Origin of the sequence: Amycolatopsis sp. NBC_01480, assembly GCF_036227205.1 — a bacterium.
Classification (GTDB): domain Bacteria; phylum Actinomycetota; class Actinomycetes; order Mycobacteriales; family Pseudonocardiaceae; genus Amycolatopsis.
This window is the reverse complement of record NZ_CP109442.1, coordinates 151,733-168,003: the sequence shown is the minus strand read 5'-3', so window position 1 is coordinate 168,003 and position 16,271 is coordinate 151,733. Positions and strand designations below refer to the sequence as shown.

The window sequence follows — 16,271 nt, the reverse complement described above, 5'->3', positions numbered from 1 at the left end:
TGGAAGAAGGTGACGAGCCGGTGGTTTCCCCGGAATTGACTTTCGAAGCCGCTGTCGTCGAGGAAAAAGGCGGGCCGTTCCGCATCCGCACGGTGGGTGTGTCCGGACCGCGGGCCGACGAGGTGGTGGTCCGCATCGTCGCGACGGGCGTCTGCCAGACCGATGCGCACAGCCGGAACCAGGAGTACCCGGTCCCGCTGCCGGTGATCCTCGGGCACGAGGGCGCCGGGATCGTCGAGTCGGTCGGTGCCGCGGTGCGCGACGTCGTGCCCGGCGACCACGTCGGGCTGACGTTCCCGTCCTGCGGCCATTGCCGTTCCTGCCGGGCCGGCGCGCCGGCCAACTGCGAGCACGGCTTCGGGCTCTCGTTCGGCGCCGCCCGCCTGGACGGCAGCAACGCGTATGCCGGAAGCGGTGTACACGGGCATTTCTTCGGCCAGTCCTCATTCGCGCGGTATGCGATCGCCAACGAGCGCAACACCGTGCGGCTCCCGGACGATCTGCCGCTCACCCTGGCCGGGCCGCTGGGCTGCGGGATGCAGACCGGGGCCGGCGCGGTGATCAATTCACTGCACGTCGGTGCGGGCGAATCGATCGCGGTGTTCGGCACCGGCGCGGTCGGCCTGGCCGCGGTGATGGCGGCGAAGGCCGTCGGCGCCACGACGATCGTCGCGGTCGACGTGAACGACGCCCGGCTCGCGCTCGCCGAGGAACTGGGCGCGACCCACCTGATCAACGGCAGCAAGGAGAACACCGGCGAGCGCCTGCGCAAGATCCGTGCCGGGGGCTTCGACTACGTCCTGGAGATCACCGCGCTGCCCGCCATGCTCGCCCTCGCGGTCGAGGTGCTCGGCTCGATGGGCGTCGCCGCGCTGATCGGCGGGGCGCCCGCCGGGACCAAGGCGCCGATCGACATGAACAGCCTGCTCAACGGCGGCCGGACGGTGCGCGGTATCGCCCAGGGCGACTCCCGGCCGCAGTCCTTCATCCCGGCGCTGGCCGAGCTGTACCGCTCGGGCCGGTTCCCGTTCGACCGGCTGGTGCGCGCCTACGACTTCGCCGACATCAACCGGGCGTTCGAGGACGCCGCCCGCGGCGACGTCATCAAGCCCGTCCTCGTCCTGGGCGAGTGACGATCCGACACCGGAACAACCATCAGGAGGAAACGATGAACAACCCCGACCGCAAGCCGGAATGGCTGGTGGACGACCTCGGCCCGAAGGGGGCTCCCTTCATCAAGCTGACCGATTTCGCGCCGCCGCCGGAGGAGTCCCACGGGAGCCTGTTCCTGCCCGACCGGCTGGCGAAGGGCTACCACGTCGAGGAGATCCGCGACGGCGTGTACTGGGTGTCGGTCGGCTGGTACGACTGCATGTTCGTGGTCACCGGCCGCGGCGTGATCGTGCTGGACGCGCCGCCGGCGATCGGCGAGCGGCTGCTGTCGGCGATCGAGGACGTCACCGACGAGCCGGTCACGCACCTGATCTACAGCCACTGGCACGCCGACCACATCGGCGCGGCCACCATCTTCGGGCCGGACATCAAGATCGTCGCGCACGAGCGCACTCGCGACCTGCTGGCCCGGTTCCCGGACGCGTACCGGCCGCTGCCGACCGAGACCTTCGCCACCGACGCCACCCTGGACGTCAACGGGGTCAAGGTCGAGCTGTCCTACAAGGGCCAGAACCACACCGAGGGCAACATCTTCACCTACCTGCCGAAGCAGAAGGTGCTGGCGGCCATCGACATCGCCAGCCCGGCGTGGGTGACCTTCCGCGACTGCGACTCCTCGGAGAACCTCGCGGCCTGGGAGCAGGCGCACCACCAGATCCTGGAGTACGACTTCGACACCGTCGTCTCCGGGCACGTGTCGCGGATCGGCAACCGCGAGGACGTCGAAGAAGGCATCGAGTACCTCGACGACCTCGTCCGGTTCTCCCGCGAGGCACTGGAAACCATCCCGATGGAGTACTTCCACGCGGGCATGGACGGGCCGTACCGGGCCGCGTTCCGCGCGGTGGAGGAGAACTACTTCGCGGCGCTGGTCAACTACGTGACCAAGAAGACGCTGGACCGCAAGACGTCCAACGGCCTGCGCTGGGAAGAGCGGCTGAACGGCGCGGACGTGCTGACCAAGCACAACGCCTTCTCGATCCTGGAGAAGACCCGGCTGGAGCGCACGCACAACGGCTACCTCCTGCGGGACGGCACGCCTTCGTCGGACAAGTTCTTCATCTGATCGCGAGGAGACGGCTCATGACATCGGATCGGGAACAGATCCGCACGCTCGTCGACAACTGGATCCTGTGGCGCGACGCGGGGGACTGGGAGCGGTTCCGCACCGTCTGGCACCCGGCGGGCCGGGTGATGGCCACCTGGTTCCAGGGCACCGGCGACGAGTTCATCGAGGTTTCCCGGCAGGGCTGGGAAAAGGGGGTGAGCATCCTGCACTCCCATGGCGGCTCGACCGTCGAGGTGGCCGGCGGCCGGGCGACCGCGTCGACCAAGATGACCATCGCGCAACGGGCCGAAGTGGACGGTGTGGTCAGCGACGTCGTGTGCACCGGCCGGTTCTTCGACTTCCTGGTGAAGCGGGACGGCAACTGGAGCCTGGTGCTGCGCCAGCCGATCTACGAGCGGGACCGGATCGACCCGGTCGAGCCCGGCGCCGTCGTCCGGCTCGACCCCGGGCTGCTGGCCGAGTTCCCTCCGGGCTACCGGCACCTGGCCTACCTGCAGACCCGGATCGGCTACCGGGTGAAGAAGGACATGCCCGGCACCACCGGTCCGCGCACGGACGCGCTGTACGCGCTCGGCCGGGACTGGCTGTCCGGCAAGGCGAGTGAGGGGCTGAAGGAGTGGTCCTGAACTGGGAGGGCGGCCCGCCGATGCGGGCGGCCCGGATCGTCAAGTACGGGGCGCCGGACGACCTCGTGGTCGAACAGGTCCCGCGTCCGGCAGCGGGCGCCGGTGAGGCCCTGGTGCAGGTGCGGGCGGCGGCGGTGAACCCGGTCGACGTCGCGAACCTGGCCGGGAAGGTGCGGGTGGCGAACGGCCCGGCGGCCGAGCCGCCGAGGACCGCGGGCCGCGACTACGCCGGGATCGTCGTGGACGGCCCGGAATCGGTGCGCGGCCTGGAAGTCTGGGGCACCAGCGGCGGGCTGGGCGTCAGCCGGCCGGGCACCCAGGCCGAGTACCTCGTCGTGCCCGCGGACACGGTGCGGCGCAAGCCGGAGAACCTGTCGTTCGCCGAGGCGGCGGCGGTCGGGGTGAGCCACTCGGCCGCGTTCCTGGGCCTGGCCCGGCGGGCGGACGTCCAGGCCGGTGAGACCGTGCTGGTCACCGGGGCTTCGGGGGCGGTGGGCCGCGCGGCGGCCGACATCGCGCACTGGCGCGGGGCCCGGGTGATCGGCGCCGACCTCCGGCTGGCCGAAGACCTCGCGGTCGACCTGGCGATCGACAGCTCCAAGGTCGATCTCGTGACCACCGTGCGGGTCGCGACCGACGGCGCGGGAGTGGACGTCGCGCTGGACACCGTCGGCGGAGCGCTCTTCGGCCCGGTGCTCGACACACTCGGCCACGGCGGCCGGTCGGCGGTCATCGCCAGCCTCGGCAATCCGGTGGCGGAGCTGAACGTGCTGGAGCTCTACCGCAACGAGCGCACCGTCTTCGGCGTCAACACCCTCGACCTCACGCTGGCCGGGGCCGCCGAAATCCTCGACGTCCTGCGACGGGGATTCGAATCGGGCGCCTTGCGCGCGCCACGCGTCACCACCTACCCGCTCGAGGAAGCCAGGACTGCGTACCAAGCCGTCCTGGCCGGCGCCGCGGGCGCCAAGGTCGTACTCCTGCCCTGGTAAAGGCTCGTGAGTGTTTATGCCGGTTCTAACCGTCCTGAACACTCACGAGTCTTGGGGCCGACGAACGGAGAAACACGAAATTGTCTGCTACCAACGGCGGCCGTCCGGCCGCCCTGAACTGGATCGACGGGCGCTGGACGGATTCGCCGGACCACGACGAGAGCGTCGATCCCGCGACAGGCGAGCCGATCGGCACGTTCGCGCGGGCGAGCCGGGCGGACGTGGAACGGGCCATCGCCGCGGCGAAACACGCGTTCCGGACCACCGCCTGGCGGACCGACCGCCGGCTGCGCGCCAGGGTCTTGAGCGCCATGGCCGACCGGATCGAAGAACGCCGCGACGAGCTGATCTCCTTGCTGTCACTGGACAACGGGAAGGTCAAGGCGGAGGCCGCGCTCGAGATCGACCTGGTGCCGGGCAAGCTGCGGTTCAACGCGGCCTTGGCGCTCAGCGACTTCGGGCGGGCCGCGGAGGTACGGCCGGGCAGCCTCTCCGTGGTGCTGCGCGAGCCGCTCGGCGTCGCGGGCGTGATCACGCCGTGGAACTCGCCGGTGGTCCTCACCGTCCGGTCGCTGGCGCCGGCGCTGGCCGCCGGGTGCACCGCGGTGGTGAAGCTGCCCGAGCAGACCGCGCAGGTCAACCGGCTGTTCATCGAGGTGCTCGCCCAGACCGAGGGGCTGCCGCCGGGCGTGCTCAACATGTTCACGAGCGACCGCGACGCGGCCTCGGCGCTGATCGAGTCGCCCGACGTGCCGGCGATCAGCTTCACCGGCAGCACGGCCACCGGCAAGGCCATCTCCGCGGCGGGCGCGGCGCACCTGAAGCGGTTCGGGCTCGAACTCGGCGGGAAGACGCCGATGATCGTCTTCGAGTCGGCGGACCTGACCGGCGCGCTGCCCGTGCTGGAGAAGGCGCTGACCACGTTCGCGGGCCAGTTCTGCATGGCCGGCACGCGGTTGCTGGTGCACCGCTCCGTCGCGGATGAGGTCCGGGCCGGGCTGGGCAAGCGGCTCTCGGCCGTGCGCCCGGGCCCGGCCGCGGACCCGGCCAGCGACATGGGCCCGATGATCGACAAGCCGAACGTGGCCCGGGTCGACGCGATGGTCGAGGCCGCGATCGCGGCCGGCGCCCGCGCGGTGGTGCGGGGCGGCCCGATCACCGAAGGGGCGCTCGCCGCGGGCGCGTTCTACCGGCCCACGCTGCTGGAGGTGGACGACCCCGCGGCGGCCGTCGTCCAGGAGGAGGTGTTCGGGCCGGTGCTGACCATGCAGGCCTTCGACACCGAGGCCGAGGCCATCGCGCTCGCCAACGACAGCAAGTACGGCCTCGCGGCGAGCGTCTGGACCCGGGACGTGGACCAGCCGTTACGCGTGGCTAGGGAGCTGGAGGCCGGCACGGTGTGGGTCAACCACTGGGGCGTCACCTTCGACGAGTTCGAGGAAGGCGGCTACAAGGAAAGCGGCCAGGGCCGGTTGAACGGGCTGGCGTCGCTGGAGGATTTCACCGAGTACAAGCACATCGCGCTGCGGCCGGGTTCGGTCGAGCGGTGACGGCGGTGGTCCGGGCCCGGGGGTCACCGTCCGGGCCGGACCACCGCTTGCCCGGCCGGGTGCATGGCGCCGACCAGATCGACGAAGGCCTGGGTCGCCGCCTTCGGGCGCCGGTCCGCGGGCAGGGCGAGCGCGACTTCGAAGATCGGCGCCGGCTCGATGTCCACGACCGCGAGCCGGCCGCGGTTCGGCAGCAGGGAAAGGGGCAGCGCGGCCACGCCCAGACCGGCCCGGACCAGTTCGGCGAGGGTGGCCAGGTCCGAGACCTCGATGCAGATCCCCCGCTCGAGCCCGGCTTCGGCGAACGTGGTGTCCACTGCGGACCGGGTGCCGAATCCGGCCGGGAACTCGACGAAATCCTCCTCTGCCAGCTCCGGCACCGATACGCTGCGGCGGGCGGCGAGGGGGTGCCCGGGCGGCGTGATCAGCCGGATCGGCTCGGCGGCCAGCGGGACGAGGTGGAGACCGGGGTGCGGGCCGCCCGGCAGGGAGGCGACGGCGACGTCGAGATCGCCGGCGCGCAGCGCGTCCGCCAGTGCGACGGATCCTCCCTCGGCCGGGCGCGGGAGGATCTTCACCAGCGGCCGTTCCCGGTGGTAGCTGTGCAGGATCCGGGCCATGTCGACCAGTGGCGACGCCTGCATCAACCCGATCCGCACAGTGCCGCGAAGGCCGTGGCCGACATCGCCGACCGCGGCTCTGGCCGCGTCGGCGGCGGCCAGCACGCGAAGCGCCTCGGGCAGCAGCGCCCGGCCGGCATCGCTGAGCGCCACTTCGCGCCGGGTGCGGTCGAACAGGCGCGCGCCGAGATCCCGTTCCAGCGCGCGGATCGCGATCGACAGCGCCGACTGGCTCAGGTGCAGCCGCTGGGCCGCCTTGGTGAAGCTGCTGTCCTTGGCCACAGCGACGAAGTAGCCGAGCTGGCGAAGTTCCATGGTGGGCACCGTTTGTTCTCCGGCGGGCGGTCTACGGCTGGGGCAGCAGGTCGATCCCGTTGCGCCCGGCCAGGTACGCGACCAGCGCGGCGATGTCCTGCTCACCCCACCCGGCGGCGAGCAGGTCGTGCAGCGTCGCCCGGGTGTGGTCGACCAGGGGCGTATCGGCGCGGCCCGCGGCGAGGGCGTGGCCCAGGTCGAGATCCTTGGCCATCAGCGCCGTGGTGAACGCCGCGGAGAAGTCGAGCGACTTCATCTGCTCGGCCTTGTACCGGATGAACGGGCTGCCGATCGCGCCCGCCCCGACGAACTCCAGCAGGTCGGCGCGGGCGACCCCGATGGCTTCGCCGAGCACGCTCACCTCGGCGACCGCGTGCGCGATCACCGCGACGATCAGGTTGTGGAGGATCTTCACCTGGCGGCTGGTCGCGCCCTCTCCGGCGTAGATAACCTTGCGGGCCAACGACTTCAGCACGGCCTCGGCCCGCTCGTACGCCGCCGGGGCGCCGCTGCAGACGATCGCGAGGCCGCCGTCCGGGATGACCGCCGGGCCGCCGGCGACCGGGGCGGCCAGCAGGTCGCCGCCGGCCGACCGCGCCGCCGAGGCCACCTCCTCGGTGACCTCGGCGCCGACGGTGGAGCAGTCGACCAGCAGCACGCCGGTGCCCGGGGTGTCGAACAGGCCGCCCGGGCCGACGGTGATCGCGCGCAGGTCGTCGTCGGTGCCGACCATGCTGAGCACGACGTCGCAGCCGCGCAGCTCCGCGATGGTGGACGCGAAGCGGGCGCCGGCCTCGACCAGCGCGGTGGCCTTGGCCGGGGTCCGGTTGTACACGGTCAGGTCCCAGCCGGACCCGAGCAGCCGCTCGGCCATGGGGCGGCCCATGTTCCCGAGACCGATGAAACCGATCCGCATGACGGACTCCTAACGGGCAGAGGCGGGCAGGTCGATGCCGTTCCAGTAGCGCACGCCGGTGACGAGCAGCTCCTCGGCCGGGAAGCGGGTGATCACGCGGGCGCCGTCCTTCTCGACCACGACCTCCTCCTCGATCCGGGCCGCCGAACTGCCGTCCGGGGTGGGCCAGTAGGTCTCCAGCGCGAAGACCATGCCCTCCTTGATCTCGATCGGGTGCTCGAACGAGTGATACCGGCTCATCAGCGGCTTCTCCCACACCGACAAGCCGACGCCGTGCGCGTACTGCAGGCCGAAAGCCTCTTCCTCGGAGGAAAAACCGATGTCCTGCGCCGAGGGGAACGACGCCACGACGTCCGCGCTCGACGCGCCCGGCCGTACCTGCGCGATGGCCCCGTCGATCGCTTCCCGCGCCCGGCGGTAGGCATCGCGCTGGGCCGTGGTCGCACTGCCGACGTTCAGCGTCCGGTAGTAACAGGTGCGGTAGCCCTGGAACGAGTGGACGATGTCGAAGTACGCGGTGTCGCCCGGCCGGATCATCCGGTCGCTGAACACGTGCGGATGCGGGCTGCAGCGTCCGCCCGAGATCGCGTTGACGGCCTCGACCTCTTCGCTGCCGAGGTCGTACAGCGTCTTGTTGACCAGCGCGACGGTCTCGTTCTCCTTCACCCCCACCTGAAGGAACTGGTACAGCTTTTCGTAGGCGGCGTCGACGAGGCCGGCGGCCTGGTCGAGCAGGGCGATCTCGTCCGCGGTCTTGATCTGCCGGGCCCGCATCATCAGGCCCTGCGCGTCGACCACGTGCAGCCCCTCGGCTTCCAGCGCGCGCAGCTGCGGGATCTCGACGACGTCGATGCCCAGCGGCTCACCGGCGAGGCCGTGCTCGCGCAGGACATCGGCGATCTTGCGCGCATTACCCGCCTCGACGCCGACCTCGGTGTCGATCGCCCCGCGCCAGGTGGACAGGCCGGCCCGCCAGCTCTCCTCGGGCAGCCAGGTGAGGTACTGCTGGTGCAGGCGCGCGGCGGAGCCGATGTCCCACAGGATCGGCGCGTGCCCGCGCACGAGCAGGCAGGCGCGGAAGAGCTTGTCCCGGGCCCAGTTGCCGATGTGCGTGCCGGTGACGTAACGGATGTTGTTCATGTCGTACAACAGGACCGCGCCGAGATCGCCGTTCTCGAGTTCGGCCATCGCGCGCGCGAGCCGCTGCTCGCGCAGCCGGGGGAAGTTGACCCGGTTCTCCCAGTCGGTGGACATGAAGGTGCCGGGTGAGGCGACCGGAGTGGTGTCGCGGGCGGCCTCGCTCGGCTGCCAGGGCTGGGCCTTGACGGTGGACATGGAACTCCCTTTCAGACGGGTGAGTAGGAACCCGGGGCGGTCTCGATCTCGGCGACGGCCGGGCGTTCGCCGCCCAGGCCGGCCAAGTCCCAGACCGCGTCGACGATGTGCTGGGCGGTGAGGCCGTATTCGGCGAACAGGAACCGCGCGCTGGCGGCCTGCCCGAACCGGTCCTGGATGCCGACCCGGCGCAGGGGCGGGCTGAATCCCGCTTCGGCGAGGACTTCGGCCACCGCGCTGCCGAGACCGCCGAAAATCGTGTGGTTTTCGGCCGTCACCACGGATCGGGCTTCGGCGGACAGCCGGCGCACGGTGGTCGCGTCCAGCGGTTTGATGGTGGTCACGTTGACCACGTCGATCACCAGCCCGGCCTCGCGCAGCGCGGTCGCCGCGCGCAGGGCCGAGGCGACGAGCATCCCGGACGCGAAGATGACGGAGTCGGCGGCCGCGGTCTCCCGCGCGGGATCGGGGTCGATCACCTTCGCGCGGTCGAGGTCGAGCACATGGCCGTCGTCGAAGATGACCGGGATTTCCCCGCGCTTGAGCCGGAAGTAGACCGGGCCGGGGCGTTCGGCGACGGCCGCGACCGCCTGCGTCACCTCGGTGGCATCGGCGACGTCGACGACGGTGAAGTTCGGCAGCGCGCGCATGACCGCGACGTCGTCGATGGCCTGGTGGCTCGGCCCGCCCGGCGACGACAGGCCCGGCATCAGGCCGATGAGCTTCACGTTCAGGTTCGCGTAGGCGATCTGCATGGCGACCTGCTCGAACGGCCGCCGCGTGGCGAACACGCCGAAGGTGTTGACGAAAACGGTGCGCCCCTCGCGGGCCAGGCCGGCGGCGACGCCCATCAGGTTCTGCTCCGCCATGCCGCCGTTGAAGAAGCGGGACGCGAGCCGGGGGTCGTCGCGGAAGAGATCGGTCTCGGTCTGCCGCGTCAGGTCGGCGCCGAGGCAGATCACCTCCGGATGCTCGGCCGCGTACCGGACGAGGGCCTGCCCGTACGGCTTGAGGATGGTCCGGTAAGGCGGCTGCAGTGGCATCTTCGTTCACTTCCAGCTCGGCGTTGATTGGACAAGTGGCTTAGCCAATTTGAGACGAGTGTGCGGGCTCGGCCGAGCTGCTGTCAAGTGTTTCGCCGCCGCTTGACAGAGCCCGGGTACTGTCGGAATATTGGCTAAGCCACTAGTCCACTTGCTGGCGGCGTCGGCTAGCTCCGAGAGCGTGAAACTGGTGATCACCCATGACAAAACCAAGCCGGGACGACGATGAAGCGCTGCGCCGGGCCGCCTGGCGCATCCGGCGGCGCGCGGTCGACATGGTCGCGATCGAGGGCTTCGGCTACCTCGGCCAGGCGCTGTCCGCCGCCGAGCTGGCCGCGGCGCTGTACCTGACCGCCCTGCGCCCGGGCCACGACCGGCTGGTCGTCTCACCGGGGCACTACTCCATCGTCCATTTCGCCGCCGGGGTGGAGGTGGGGCTGGTCGACCCGGCCGAGCTGGCGACCTACGGGCGGGACGGCAGCCGGCTCGAAGCGATCGGCACCGAGCAGACCCCGGGCCTGACCGCGACGTGCGGCTCCCTCGGGCAGGGGCTGTCCGTGGCCGCCGGATTGGCGCTGGCGCAACAGCTCGCGGGGTCGGATCGGCACGTGTACGTGCTGATGAGCGACGGGGAAATGGAGGAGGGCCAGGTCTGGGAGGCGGCGCTGTTCAGCGCGCACCACGGCCTCGGCAACCTGACCGTGGTGCTGGACCGGAACAACAGCCAGGTCGACGGCCCGACCGAGTCGATCACCACGCTGAGCCCGATCGCCGACAAATGGCGCTCCTTCGGCTGGGAGGTCGGCGAGGCCGACGGCCACGACGTCGCCGCGGTCCGCGACGGCCTCACGCGCCTGCGCGGCACTCCGCGGCCCGGTGTCCTGATCGGATCGACCTGGACACTGTCCGGTTTGGACTCCGTGCTGCCGGACGAGGCGGACGGCCACTTCCTCAAGCTCGGCCCGGACACCGTCGAACAGGCGCGCAAGGTCTGCGACGACGGTGAAGCGAATGCCGCGCGGGTCCCTGCGCGGATGTGGTGAGGAGAAGTGTTGATGAGCCTGGAAATCCCGTCCCCGCGCGGACTCCTGATCGATGGCGAGTGGCTCGCCGCCGACCGGGTGACCACGCTCTACTCGCCGTACGACGGCACGGCGATCGCCGAGGTCCCGCAGGCGGGCGCCGCCGAAGTCTCGCGCGCGGTCGCCGCGGCCCGGAACGCCTTGAGAGCAGACCGGTTCGACCGGGCCGCGCGGATCGCGGTACTCGACGCCGCCGTTGAAGGGCTCCGCCGGCGCAAGGAAGAGTTCGCCCGGACGATCGCCGTCGAGTGCGCGAAGCCGATCCGGACCGCGCGCCTGGAGGCGGAGCGGACGATCGACACCTTCTCGTTCGCGGCCGCCGAGGCGCGAACCTACACCGGGGACATGGTCCCGCTGGACGCCGCGGCCTCGGGCCAGGGCAAGGTCGCGTTCACGCTGCGAGTGCCGGTCGGCGTGGTGGCGGCGATCGCGCCGTTCAACTTCCCGCTCAACCTGGTCGCGCACAAGGTGGCGCCGGCCATCGCGGTCGGCTGTCCGGTCGTGCTGAAACCGGCGTCGCAGACCCCGTTGTCCTCGCTGCTGCTCGCCGAGCTGCTGCTGGACGCGGGTCTTCCTCCCGGCTGGCTGAACGTCGTGCCGGGCGGGGGAGCCGAAGTCGGCGACGCGCTGGTCCGGGAGCCGGACGTCGCGTACGTGACGTTCACCGGATCACCCGAAGTGGGCTGGGGCATCGCCGCCCGGGCGCCGAAGAAGAAGGTGCGGCTGGAACTCGGTTCGAACGCGCCGCTGATCGTGGACGCGGACAGCGACTGGGAGACGGCCGCGGTCAAGGCGGCGTCGGCCGGCTTCGTGCAGGCCGGCCAGTCCTGTGTATCGACGCAGCGGATCTACGTGCACGCCGGGGTCGCCGCGCGGTTCCGGGAGGCGCTGGTCGCCGGCGTGGCCGGGCTGAAGGTCGGCGACCCCCTGGCCGAGGACGTCGACGTTTCCGCGCTGATCAGCGCCAAGGACGCGCTCCGGGTCGAGTCCTGGATCGGTGAGGCGATCGGCGGCGGCGCCCGGGCCGACATCGGCGGGGAGCGGATCGACAACGTCGTCACCCCGGCGGTGCTGAGCGACGTCACGGCCACGATGCGGGTGCAGGCCGAGGAGGTCTTCGGGCCGGTGGTGACCCTGACCGAGTTCGCCGACTTCGACACCGCGCTCGACCTGGCGAACGACTCGCGTTACGGACTCAACGCCGGGGTGTACACGAACGACATCGGCAAGGCGCTGAAGGCGGTGCGGCGGCTGGAGTTCGGCAGCGTGTACGTCAACGACGTGCCCACGGTCCGCGCCGACCAGCAGCCGTACGGCGGGGTGAAGGACTCGGGCAACACGCGCGAGGGACCGCGGTACGCCATGGCCGAGATGACCGAACCGCGTCTGGTGACGCTGCGATGAGCGGGTGGTTGCGGTGGTAGCGATCGACATCGGCGTCGGCCTGCCGGCGGACGTCGAGGGCGTCACCCCGGCCCAGCTGGTGCGCTGGGCAAGGCAGGCCGAAGACCTCGGGGCCAGCACCCTCGCGTGCACGGACCGGGTGCAGTACCCGAGCCTGGAATCCCTGCTCACGCTGGCCAGCGTGGCGTCGGTGACCACTCGCGCGCGGCTGATGACCAGCGTGCTGGTGGCGCCGTTGCGGACCGGGAACGCCTTGTTCCGCAAGCAGATCACCACGCTCGACCGGCTCAGCGAGCACCGGCTGGTGCTCGGCATCGGCGTCGGCCGCCGTCAGGACGACTACGTCGCGTGCGGGGTGGACTTCTCCCGGCGCGGCCGGGCCCTGGACGATCAGCTGGACGCCGGGTTCCCGTCGGTCGCGGGCATGCCGGGGGAACGGCTGCTGTTCGGCGGCAACAGCCGGGCGACGGTGAACCGCGTCGTCCGGCACGGCGGCGGCTGGATCGCCGCGGCCGGCCTCGGCGCGTGGGACCGGACGGCGGCCTTGGCCACCGAGGTACGCGCCGCCTGGGCGCAGGCGGGAAAGCCGGGCGCGCCACGCCTGGTGGCGATGATCTACGCCGCGGCCGGGCCCCGGGCGCGGGCGGACGCCGACCGGCACATCCACAGCTACTACGGGTTTCTCGGCGCGGAGCGGGCGGCCGAGCTGGCGAGCCACGTCGTCACCGATCCCGGGCAGCTGGTCGAGACCCGCGACCGGATCGCGGAAGCCGGCTTCAGCGAACTGCTGCTGCTTCCGACCTCGGCCGAGCCGGAGCACCTCGAGGCGCTCAAAGCCGCCGTGGGCTGACCCGTTCCACCTCTGCGAGAAGAAGGGACTCTGTGGTGACCGTTATGGGCAATCACCTCGTCGAACGAACGGCGGCGCACGGCCCGAGCGCCGTGGTCCGCCAGGACTGGACCGCCGCGGCCACCCCGTGGCAGTTCACCGGCCGGTCGGAGGGATTCGACCGGCTCGACCTGATCGGCGCGGGCACCGGGTCGGTGCACACCGACCTCGGGATCGGCCGGCTCGAACCCGGGGGACGGGTGCCCGCGCACGTCCGGGCCGGGGAACAGGCGCTGTACGTGCTCGACGGGGAAATGGCCGTGCAGCTGGAGGAAAACGCGTACCTCCTGCGGCCGGGCGATTTCGCGTTCATCCCGCAGGGCGCGGTTTTCGCCTGCGCCAACCGAAGCAGCACGGAAGCACGCTGGCTCGACGTGAGCAGCCCGGTGTCGCTCCAGCCCGAATCCGGCCGGCGTGACACGTTCTTCCCGACTGCCGCGCCCGATCTGCTTTCGCGCGCCGCGCCGCCGGATCTCGGCGACCCGACGCTGCGGCTGGTCGGCCACTACGAGGGCACCGATCCCGATCATCTGGCCGAGGCCGTCAAAAGCCCGGCGCGCGGCCGCGAGTCCGCGGGCATGTACAGCGCATTGCTGACCTACAGCGGGATCTCGGTGAAGATGCTGGTGGACCGCAACCGCGGCGCGCACCTGCTGACCCTGTTCATGGTCGACTACGAGGTCGGGGGCGCGGCGCAGAGCCACGATCACCCGTTCGAAGAGGGCTATTTCTTCCTGTCCGGCGAGACGGACTTCGAACTCGGCGGCCAGGTCCACCATTTCCGGCCGGGCGACGCCGCGCTCGCCGGCGTCGGCACCACCCACGCCTGTTACAACACCGAAGGCGGCCGGGTGCGGTGGCTCGAGACGCAGGCGCCGGTGCCGCCGCAGCTGCACAGCTACCGCTGGCCGTCGGACTGGGACCGGTTCGAAGCCGGCTACTGCGGGGGCGAGCGGCGTGCTTGACCACTACCTCGCCTTCCGGCCGGCCGAAGGGACCGAGGCCGCGCTCGTGGACGCATTGGCCGAGTTCGGCGCCGCGATCGTGGAACTCGCCGGCGTCCACGAAATCACCTGGGGCGAGAACACGAACCCGTCCGGCCGCGACCGCGGTTACACCGTGGGCTGCTTCGTCCGGCTCACCGACGAGAACGTGTTGCGCGGTGAGTACTGGCACCACCCCGCGCACCGGAAACTGCTCGGCGAACTCGACCGGCTGAGCACCGACCGGTTCGCCATCGACTACTGAAGTCCCGTTGAGGAAAAGGAGTTCTGTCGTGCCAACGCTGCAGATCGTCACCGCCAGCACCCGGCCGGGCCGGATCGGGCCGACGGTGGCCGGGTGGATCGAGGCGGCCGCGCGGGAGCACGGCGGGTTCGAGCACGTCGACCCGGTTGATCTCGCCGAGCTGAACCTGCCGATGCTGGACGAGCCGCACCACCCGCGGCTGCGCCAGTACGTCCACCAGCACACCCGGGACTGGAGCGCCCGGGTGGACGCGGCGGACGCGTTCGTGTTCGTGATGCCCGAGTACAACTACGGTTTCACCGCGCCGTTGAAAAACGCCATCGACTACCTCCACCAGGAATGGGAGTACAAGCCGGTCGGGCTGGTGAGCTACGGCGGCGTCTCGGCGGGCACCCGGGCCGCGCAGATGATCAAGGAGGTGGTCACCACGCTGAAGATGATGCCGATCCTGGAAGCGGTGTCCATTCCGTTCGTGCACAGCCTGATCGGCGAGGAAGACCAGCTGAACACGAATGACATCATGACCGCCGCGGCGAAGTCGATGTTCGACGAGCTGCGGCGGGTCAGCGACGCGCTCAAGGTCCTGCGCCGCGACCACTGACGGCCTTCAGGCGCCCAAGGCGGTGCAGATCCGCTCGACGTCGGCCGCGGTGGTGCGCCAGTTGCTGAAGGCGGCGCGGACAGCCGGGATGCCCTGGTAGACCGTGGGAGTCAGGAAAGCTTCGCCGCTGCGGGCCACGGCGTCGAGGGCTTCCTTGACCCGATCGGCGGTGGCGTCGCCGGCGAGGGTGAAGCACACGACGTTCAGCCGGACCGGCGCCAGCAGCCGCCAGCGGGCGCTGCGGTCCAGCCGGGCGCCCATTTCCCGGGCGCAGGCGACGTTGCGCTCGACGATTTCCCGGTAGCCCGCGCGGCCGTACGCCGCCAGGGCGAACCACGCGGCCAGGGCGCGCAGGCGCCGGGAGGTCTCGGGCGTCAGGTGCATGAAGTCGGGGGTGTCGCCGGGCGCGCCGAGATAACTCGACACGTTCTCGAACACCCGCAGCTGCAGATCCGGCCGGCGGGTGAACTGCACGGCCGAGTCGTACGGGACGTTCAGCCACTTGTGCAGGTCCACACACACAGAATCGGCCTCCGCCCAGCCGTCGAGCAGCGGCGCGAAGCCGGGGGAGACCGCGGCGAAACCGCCGAACGCGGCGTCGACGTGCAGCCAGAACTCGTAGCGGGACTTCAGCGCGGCGATGGCGCGGAGGTCGTCGAAGTCGACGGTGTTCACGGTGCCCGCGTTGGCGACCACAATGGCCGGTCCGGCGGCGAGTTCGCGTTCCAGCGCGGCCACGTCGACAGCCTCGCGGTCCGGCAGGGTGGCCACCGGGACGAGGTTCCGGCGGCCGAGGCCCAGGATCGACATGGCCTTGCCGATGCTGGAGTGCGGCGTTCCGGACAGCACGCGGATCGGCGTGGTCACCCCGTCTTGCGCGACGGAGCCGCCGGACAACGAGCCGAGCCACTCCCGGCCGATGGCCAGTCCGACCAGATTGGACATCGTCGCGCCGGTGACGAACGCCCCGGGCCGGTCCAGCCCGAACAGCGCGCCCAGCCACGAGACGGCCTCCCGCTCCAGTGCGGTGGCGGAGGAACCGACCGCGCCGTGCGCGTTCTGGTCCAGCGCCGCGGTCAGCCAGTCGCCCGCGAGCGCGGCCGGAGTGGTGCCGCCGGTGACGAATCCCAGGTAACGCGGTCCGGCGCTGGCGGAGAAGCCCGGCTCCCAGCGCGAGGCGAACGTCCGCAGCGCCGCGCGCAGGCCGGCCCCGTCCTCGGGCAGCGCGGCCGGAGCGGGCTCGACCGGCCCGGCGGCGACCGGCCGGGCCTCGAGACCCGTGAGGATCCGCTCGGCGTAGGCGCGGGTTTCTTCGAGGAGAGCGGGCAGCTCGGCGAGATCCTCGGCCAGTTTCGGGAACATCGGTGCAGGCTAACGCTTCCGGCGACGGGCGCGCCAGACTCGACAG

The 16,271-nt window shown here is 71.2% G+C and carries 16 protein-coding genes; 11 read left to right on the top strand and 5 right to left on the bottom strand.

Annotation, left to right across the window (positions count from 1 at the left end):
* Positions 1 to 20: 20 nt before the first annotated feature.
* The 5 genes from OG371_RS00835 to OG371_RS00815 all read left to right on the top strand — a co-directional run bounded on the left by OG371_RS00835 (position 21) and on the right by OG371_RS00815 (position 5,410).
* The gene (locus OG371_RS00835) at positions 21 to 1,133 is read left to right on the top strand and encodes an NAD(P)-dependent alcohol dehydrogenase (protein ID WP_329064485.1); all 1,113 of its coding nucleotides are present in this window, start codon (positions 21 to 23) and stop codon (positions 1,131 to 1,133) included.
* A gap of 35 nt (positions 1,134 to 1,168) precedes the next feature.
* Entirely contained in the window at positions 1,169 to 2,239 is a 1,071-nt protein-coding gene (locus tag OG371_RS00830; protein WP_329064483.1) for an MBL fold metallo-hydrolase, read from the top strand.
* A gap of 17 nt (positions 2,240 to 2,256) precedes the next feature.
* Positions 2,257 to 2,868, top strand: coding sequence for a nuclear transport factor 2 family protein (locus OG371_RS00825; RefSeq protein ID WP_329064481.1), 612 nt, complete (start codon positions 2,257 to 2,259; stop codon positions 2,866 to 2,868).
* On the top strand, positions 2,859 to 3,860 hold the full coding sequence (locus tag OG371_RS00820) for a quinone oxidoreductase family protein (protein ID WP_329064479.1): 1,002 nt from the start codon (positions 2,859 to 2,861) through the stop codon (positions 3,858 to 3,860). The genes OG371_RS00825 and OG371_RS00820 overlap by 10 nt, the downstream gene beginning before the upstream one ends.
* 80 nt (positions 3,861 to 3,940) lie before the next feature.
* Positions 3,941 to 5,410, top strand: coding sequence for an aldehyde dehydrogenase family protein (locus OG371_RS00815; RefSeq protein ID WP_329064477.1), 1,470 nt, complete (start codon positions 3,941 to 3,943; stop codon positions 5,408 to 5,410).
* Positions 5,411 to 5,433: 23 nt separating this feature from the next.
* Here the strand turns inward: OG371_RS00815 and OG371_RS00810 are convergent, their stop codons facing one another.
* The 4 genes from OG371_RS00810 to OG371_RS00795 are packed head-to-tail and all read right to left on the bottom strand — an operon-like array spanning position 5,434 to position 9,639.
* Positions 5,434 to 6,345 (bottom strand): LysR family transcriptional regulator, encoded by a 912-nt coding sequence (locus tag OG371_RS00810; protein WP_329064475.1) that lies wholly within the window; start codon positions 6,343 to 6,345, stop codon positions 5,434 to 5,436.
* Positions 6,346 to 6,376: 31 nt separating this feature from the next.
* On the bottom strand, positions 6,377 to 7,261 hold the full coding sequence (locus OG371_RS00805; protein ID WP_329064474.1) for an NAD(P)-dependent oxidoreductase: 885 nt from the start codon (positions 7,259 to 7,261) through the stop codon (positions 6,377 to 6,379).
* Positions 7,262 to 7,270: 9 nt separating this feature from the next.
* Positions 7,271 to 8,596 (bottom strand): M24 family metallopeptidase, encoded by a 1,326-nt coding sequence (locus OG371_RS00800; protein WP_329064472.1) that lies wholly within the window; start codon positions 8,594 to 8,596, stop codon positions 7,271 to 7,273.
* A gap of 11 nt (positions 8,597 to 8,607) precedes the next feature.
* Positions 8,608 to 9,639, bottom strand: coding sequence for a transketolase family protein (locus OG371_RS00795; RefSeq protein WP_329064470.1), 1,032 nt, complete (start codon positions 9,637 to 9,639; stop codon positions 8,608 to 8,610).
* A 200-nt stretch (positions 9,640 to 9,839) separates the two neighbouring features.
* Here OG371_RS00795 and OG371_RS00790 point away from each other — a divergent pair, with 200 nt between their 5' ends.
* From OG371_RS00790 to OG371_RS00765, 6 genes are read left to right on the top strand one after another with little or no spacing between them, the layout of a single operon-like run.
* The gene (locus tag OG371_RS00790) at positions 9,840 to 10,682 is read left to right on the top strand and encodes a 1-deoxy-D-xylulose-5-phosphate synthase N-terminal domain-containing protein (RefSeq protein WP_329064468.1); all 843 of its coding nucleotides are present in this window, start codon (positions 9,840 to 9,842) and stop codon (positions 10,680 to 10,682) included.
* A 12-nt stretch (positions 10,683 to 10,694) separates the two neighbouring features.
* Positions 10,695 to 12,125, top strand: coding sequence for an aldehyde dehydrogenase family protein (locus tag OG371_RS00785; protein ID WP_329064466.1), 1,431 nt, complete (start codon positions 10,695 to 10,697; stop codon positions 12,123 to 12,125).
* Between the two features lie 4 nt (positions 12,126 to 12,129).
* Positions 12,130 to 12,975 (top strand): LLM class flavin-dependent oxidoreductase, encoded by an 846-nt coding sequence (locus OG371_RS00780; protein ID WP_329064463.1) that lies wholly within the window; start codon positions 12,130 to 12,132, stop codon positions 12,973 to 12,975.
* 44 nt (positions 12,976 to 13,019) lie between these two features.
* Positions 13,020 to 13,979, top strand: coding sequence for a cupin domain-containing protein (locus OG371_RS00775; protein WP_329064461.1), 960 nt, complete (start codon positions 13,020 to 13,022; stop codon positions 13,977 to 13,979).
* Complete coding sequence (locus OG371_RS00770; RefSeq protein ID WP_329064459.1) at positions 13,972 to 14,262, top strand: Dabb family protein; 291 nt, start codon at positions 13,972 to 13,974, stop codon at positions 14,260 to 14,262. Before OG371_RS00775 ends, OG371_RS00770 begins: the two co-directional genes overlap by 8 nt.
* 28 nt (positions 14,263 to 14,290) lie before the next feature.
* On the top strand, positions 14,291 to 14,863 hold the full coding sequence (locus OG371_RS00765) for an NADPH-dependent FMN reductase (RefSeq protein ID WP_329064457.1): 573 nt from the start codon (positions 14,291 to 14,293) through the stop codon (positions 14,861 to 14,863).
* Positions 14,864 to 14,869: 6 nt separating this feature from the next.
* On the opposite strand, the gene OG371_RS00760 is transcribed toward OG371_RS00765, so the two are convergent.
* The gene (locus OG371_RS00760; RefSeq protein ID WP_329064454.1) at positions 14,870 to 16,225 is read right to left on the bottom strand and encodes a pyridoxal phosphate-dependent decarboxylase family protein; all 1,356 of its coding nucleotides are present in this window, start codon (positions 16,223 to 16,225) and stop codon (positions 14,870 to 14,872) included.
* Positions 16,226 to 16,271 lie beyond the last annotated feature (46 nt).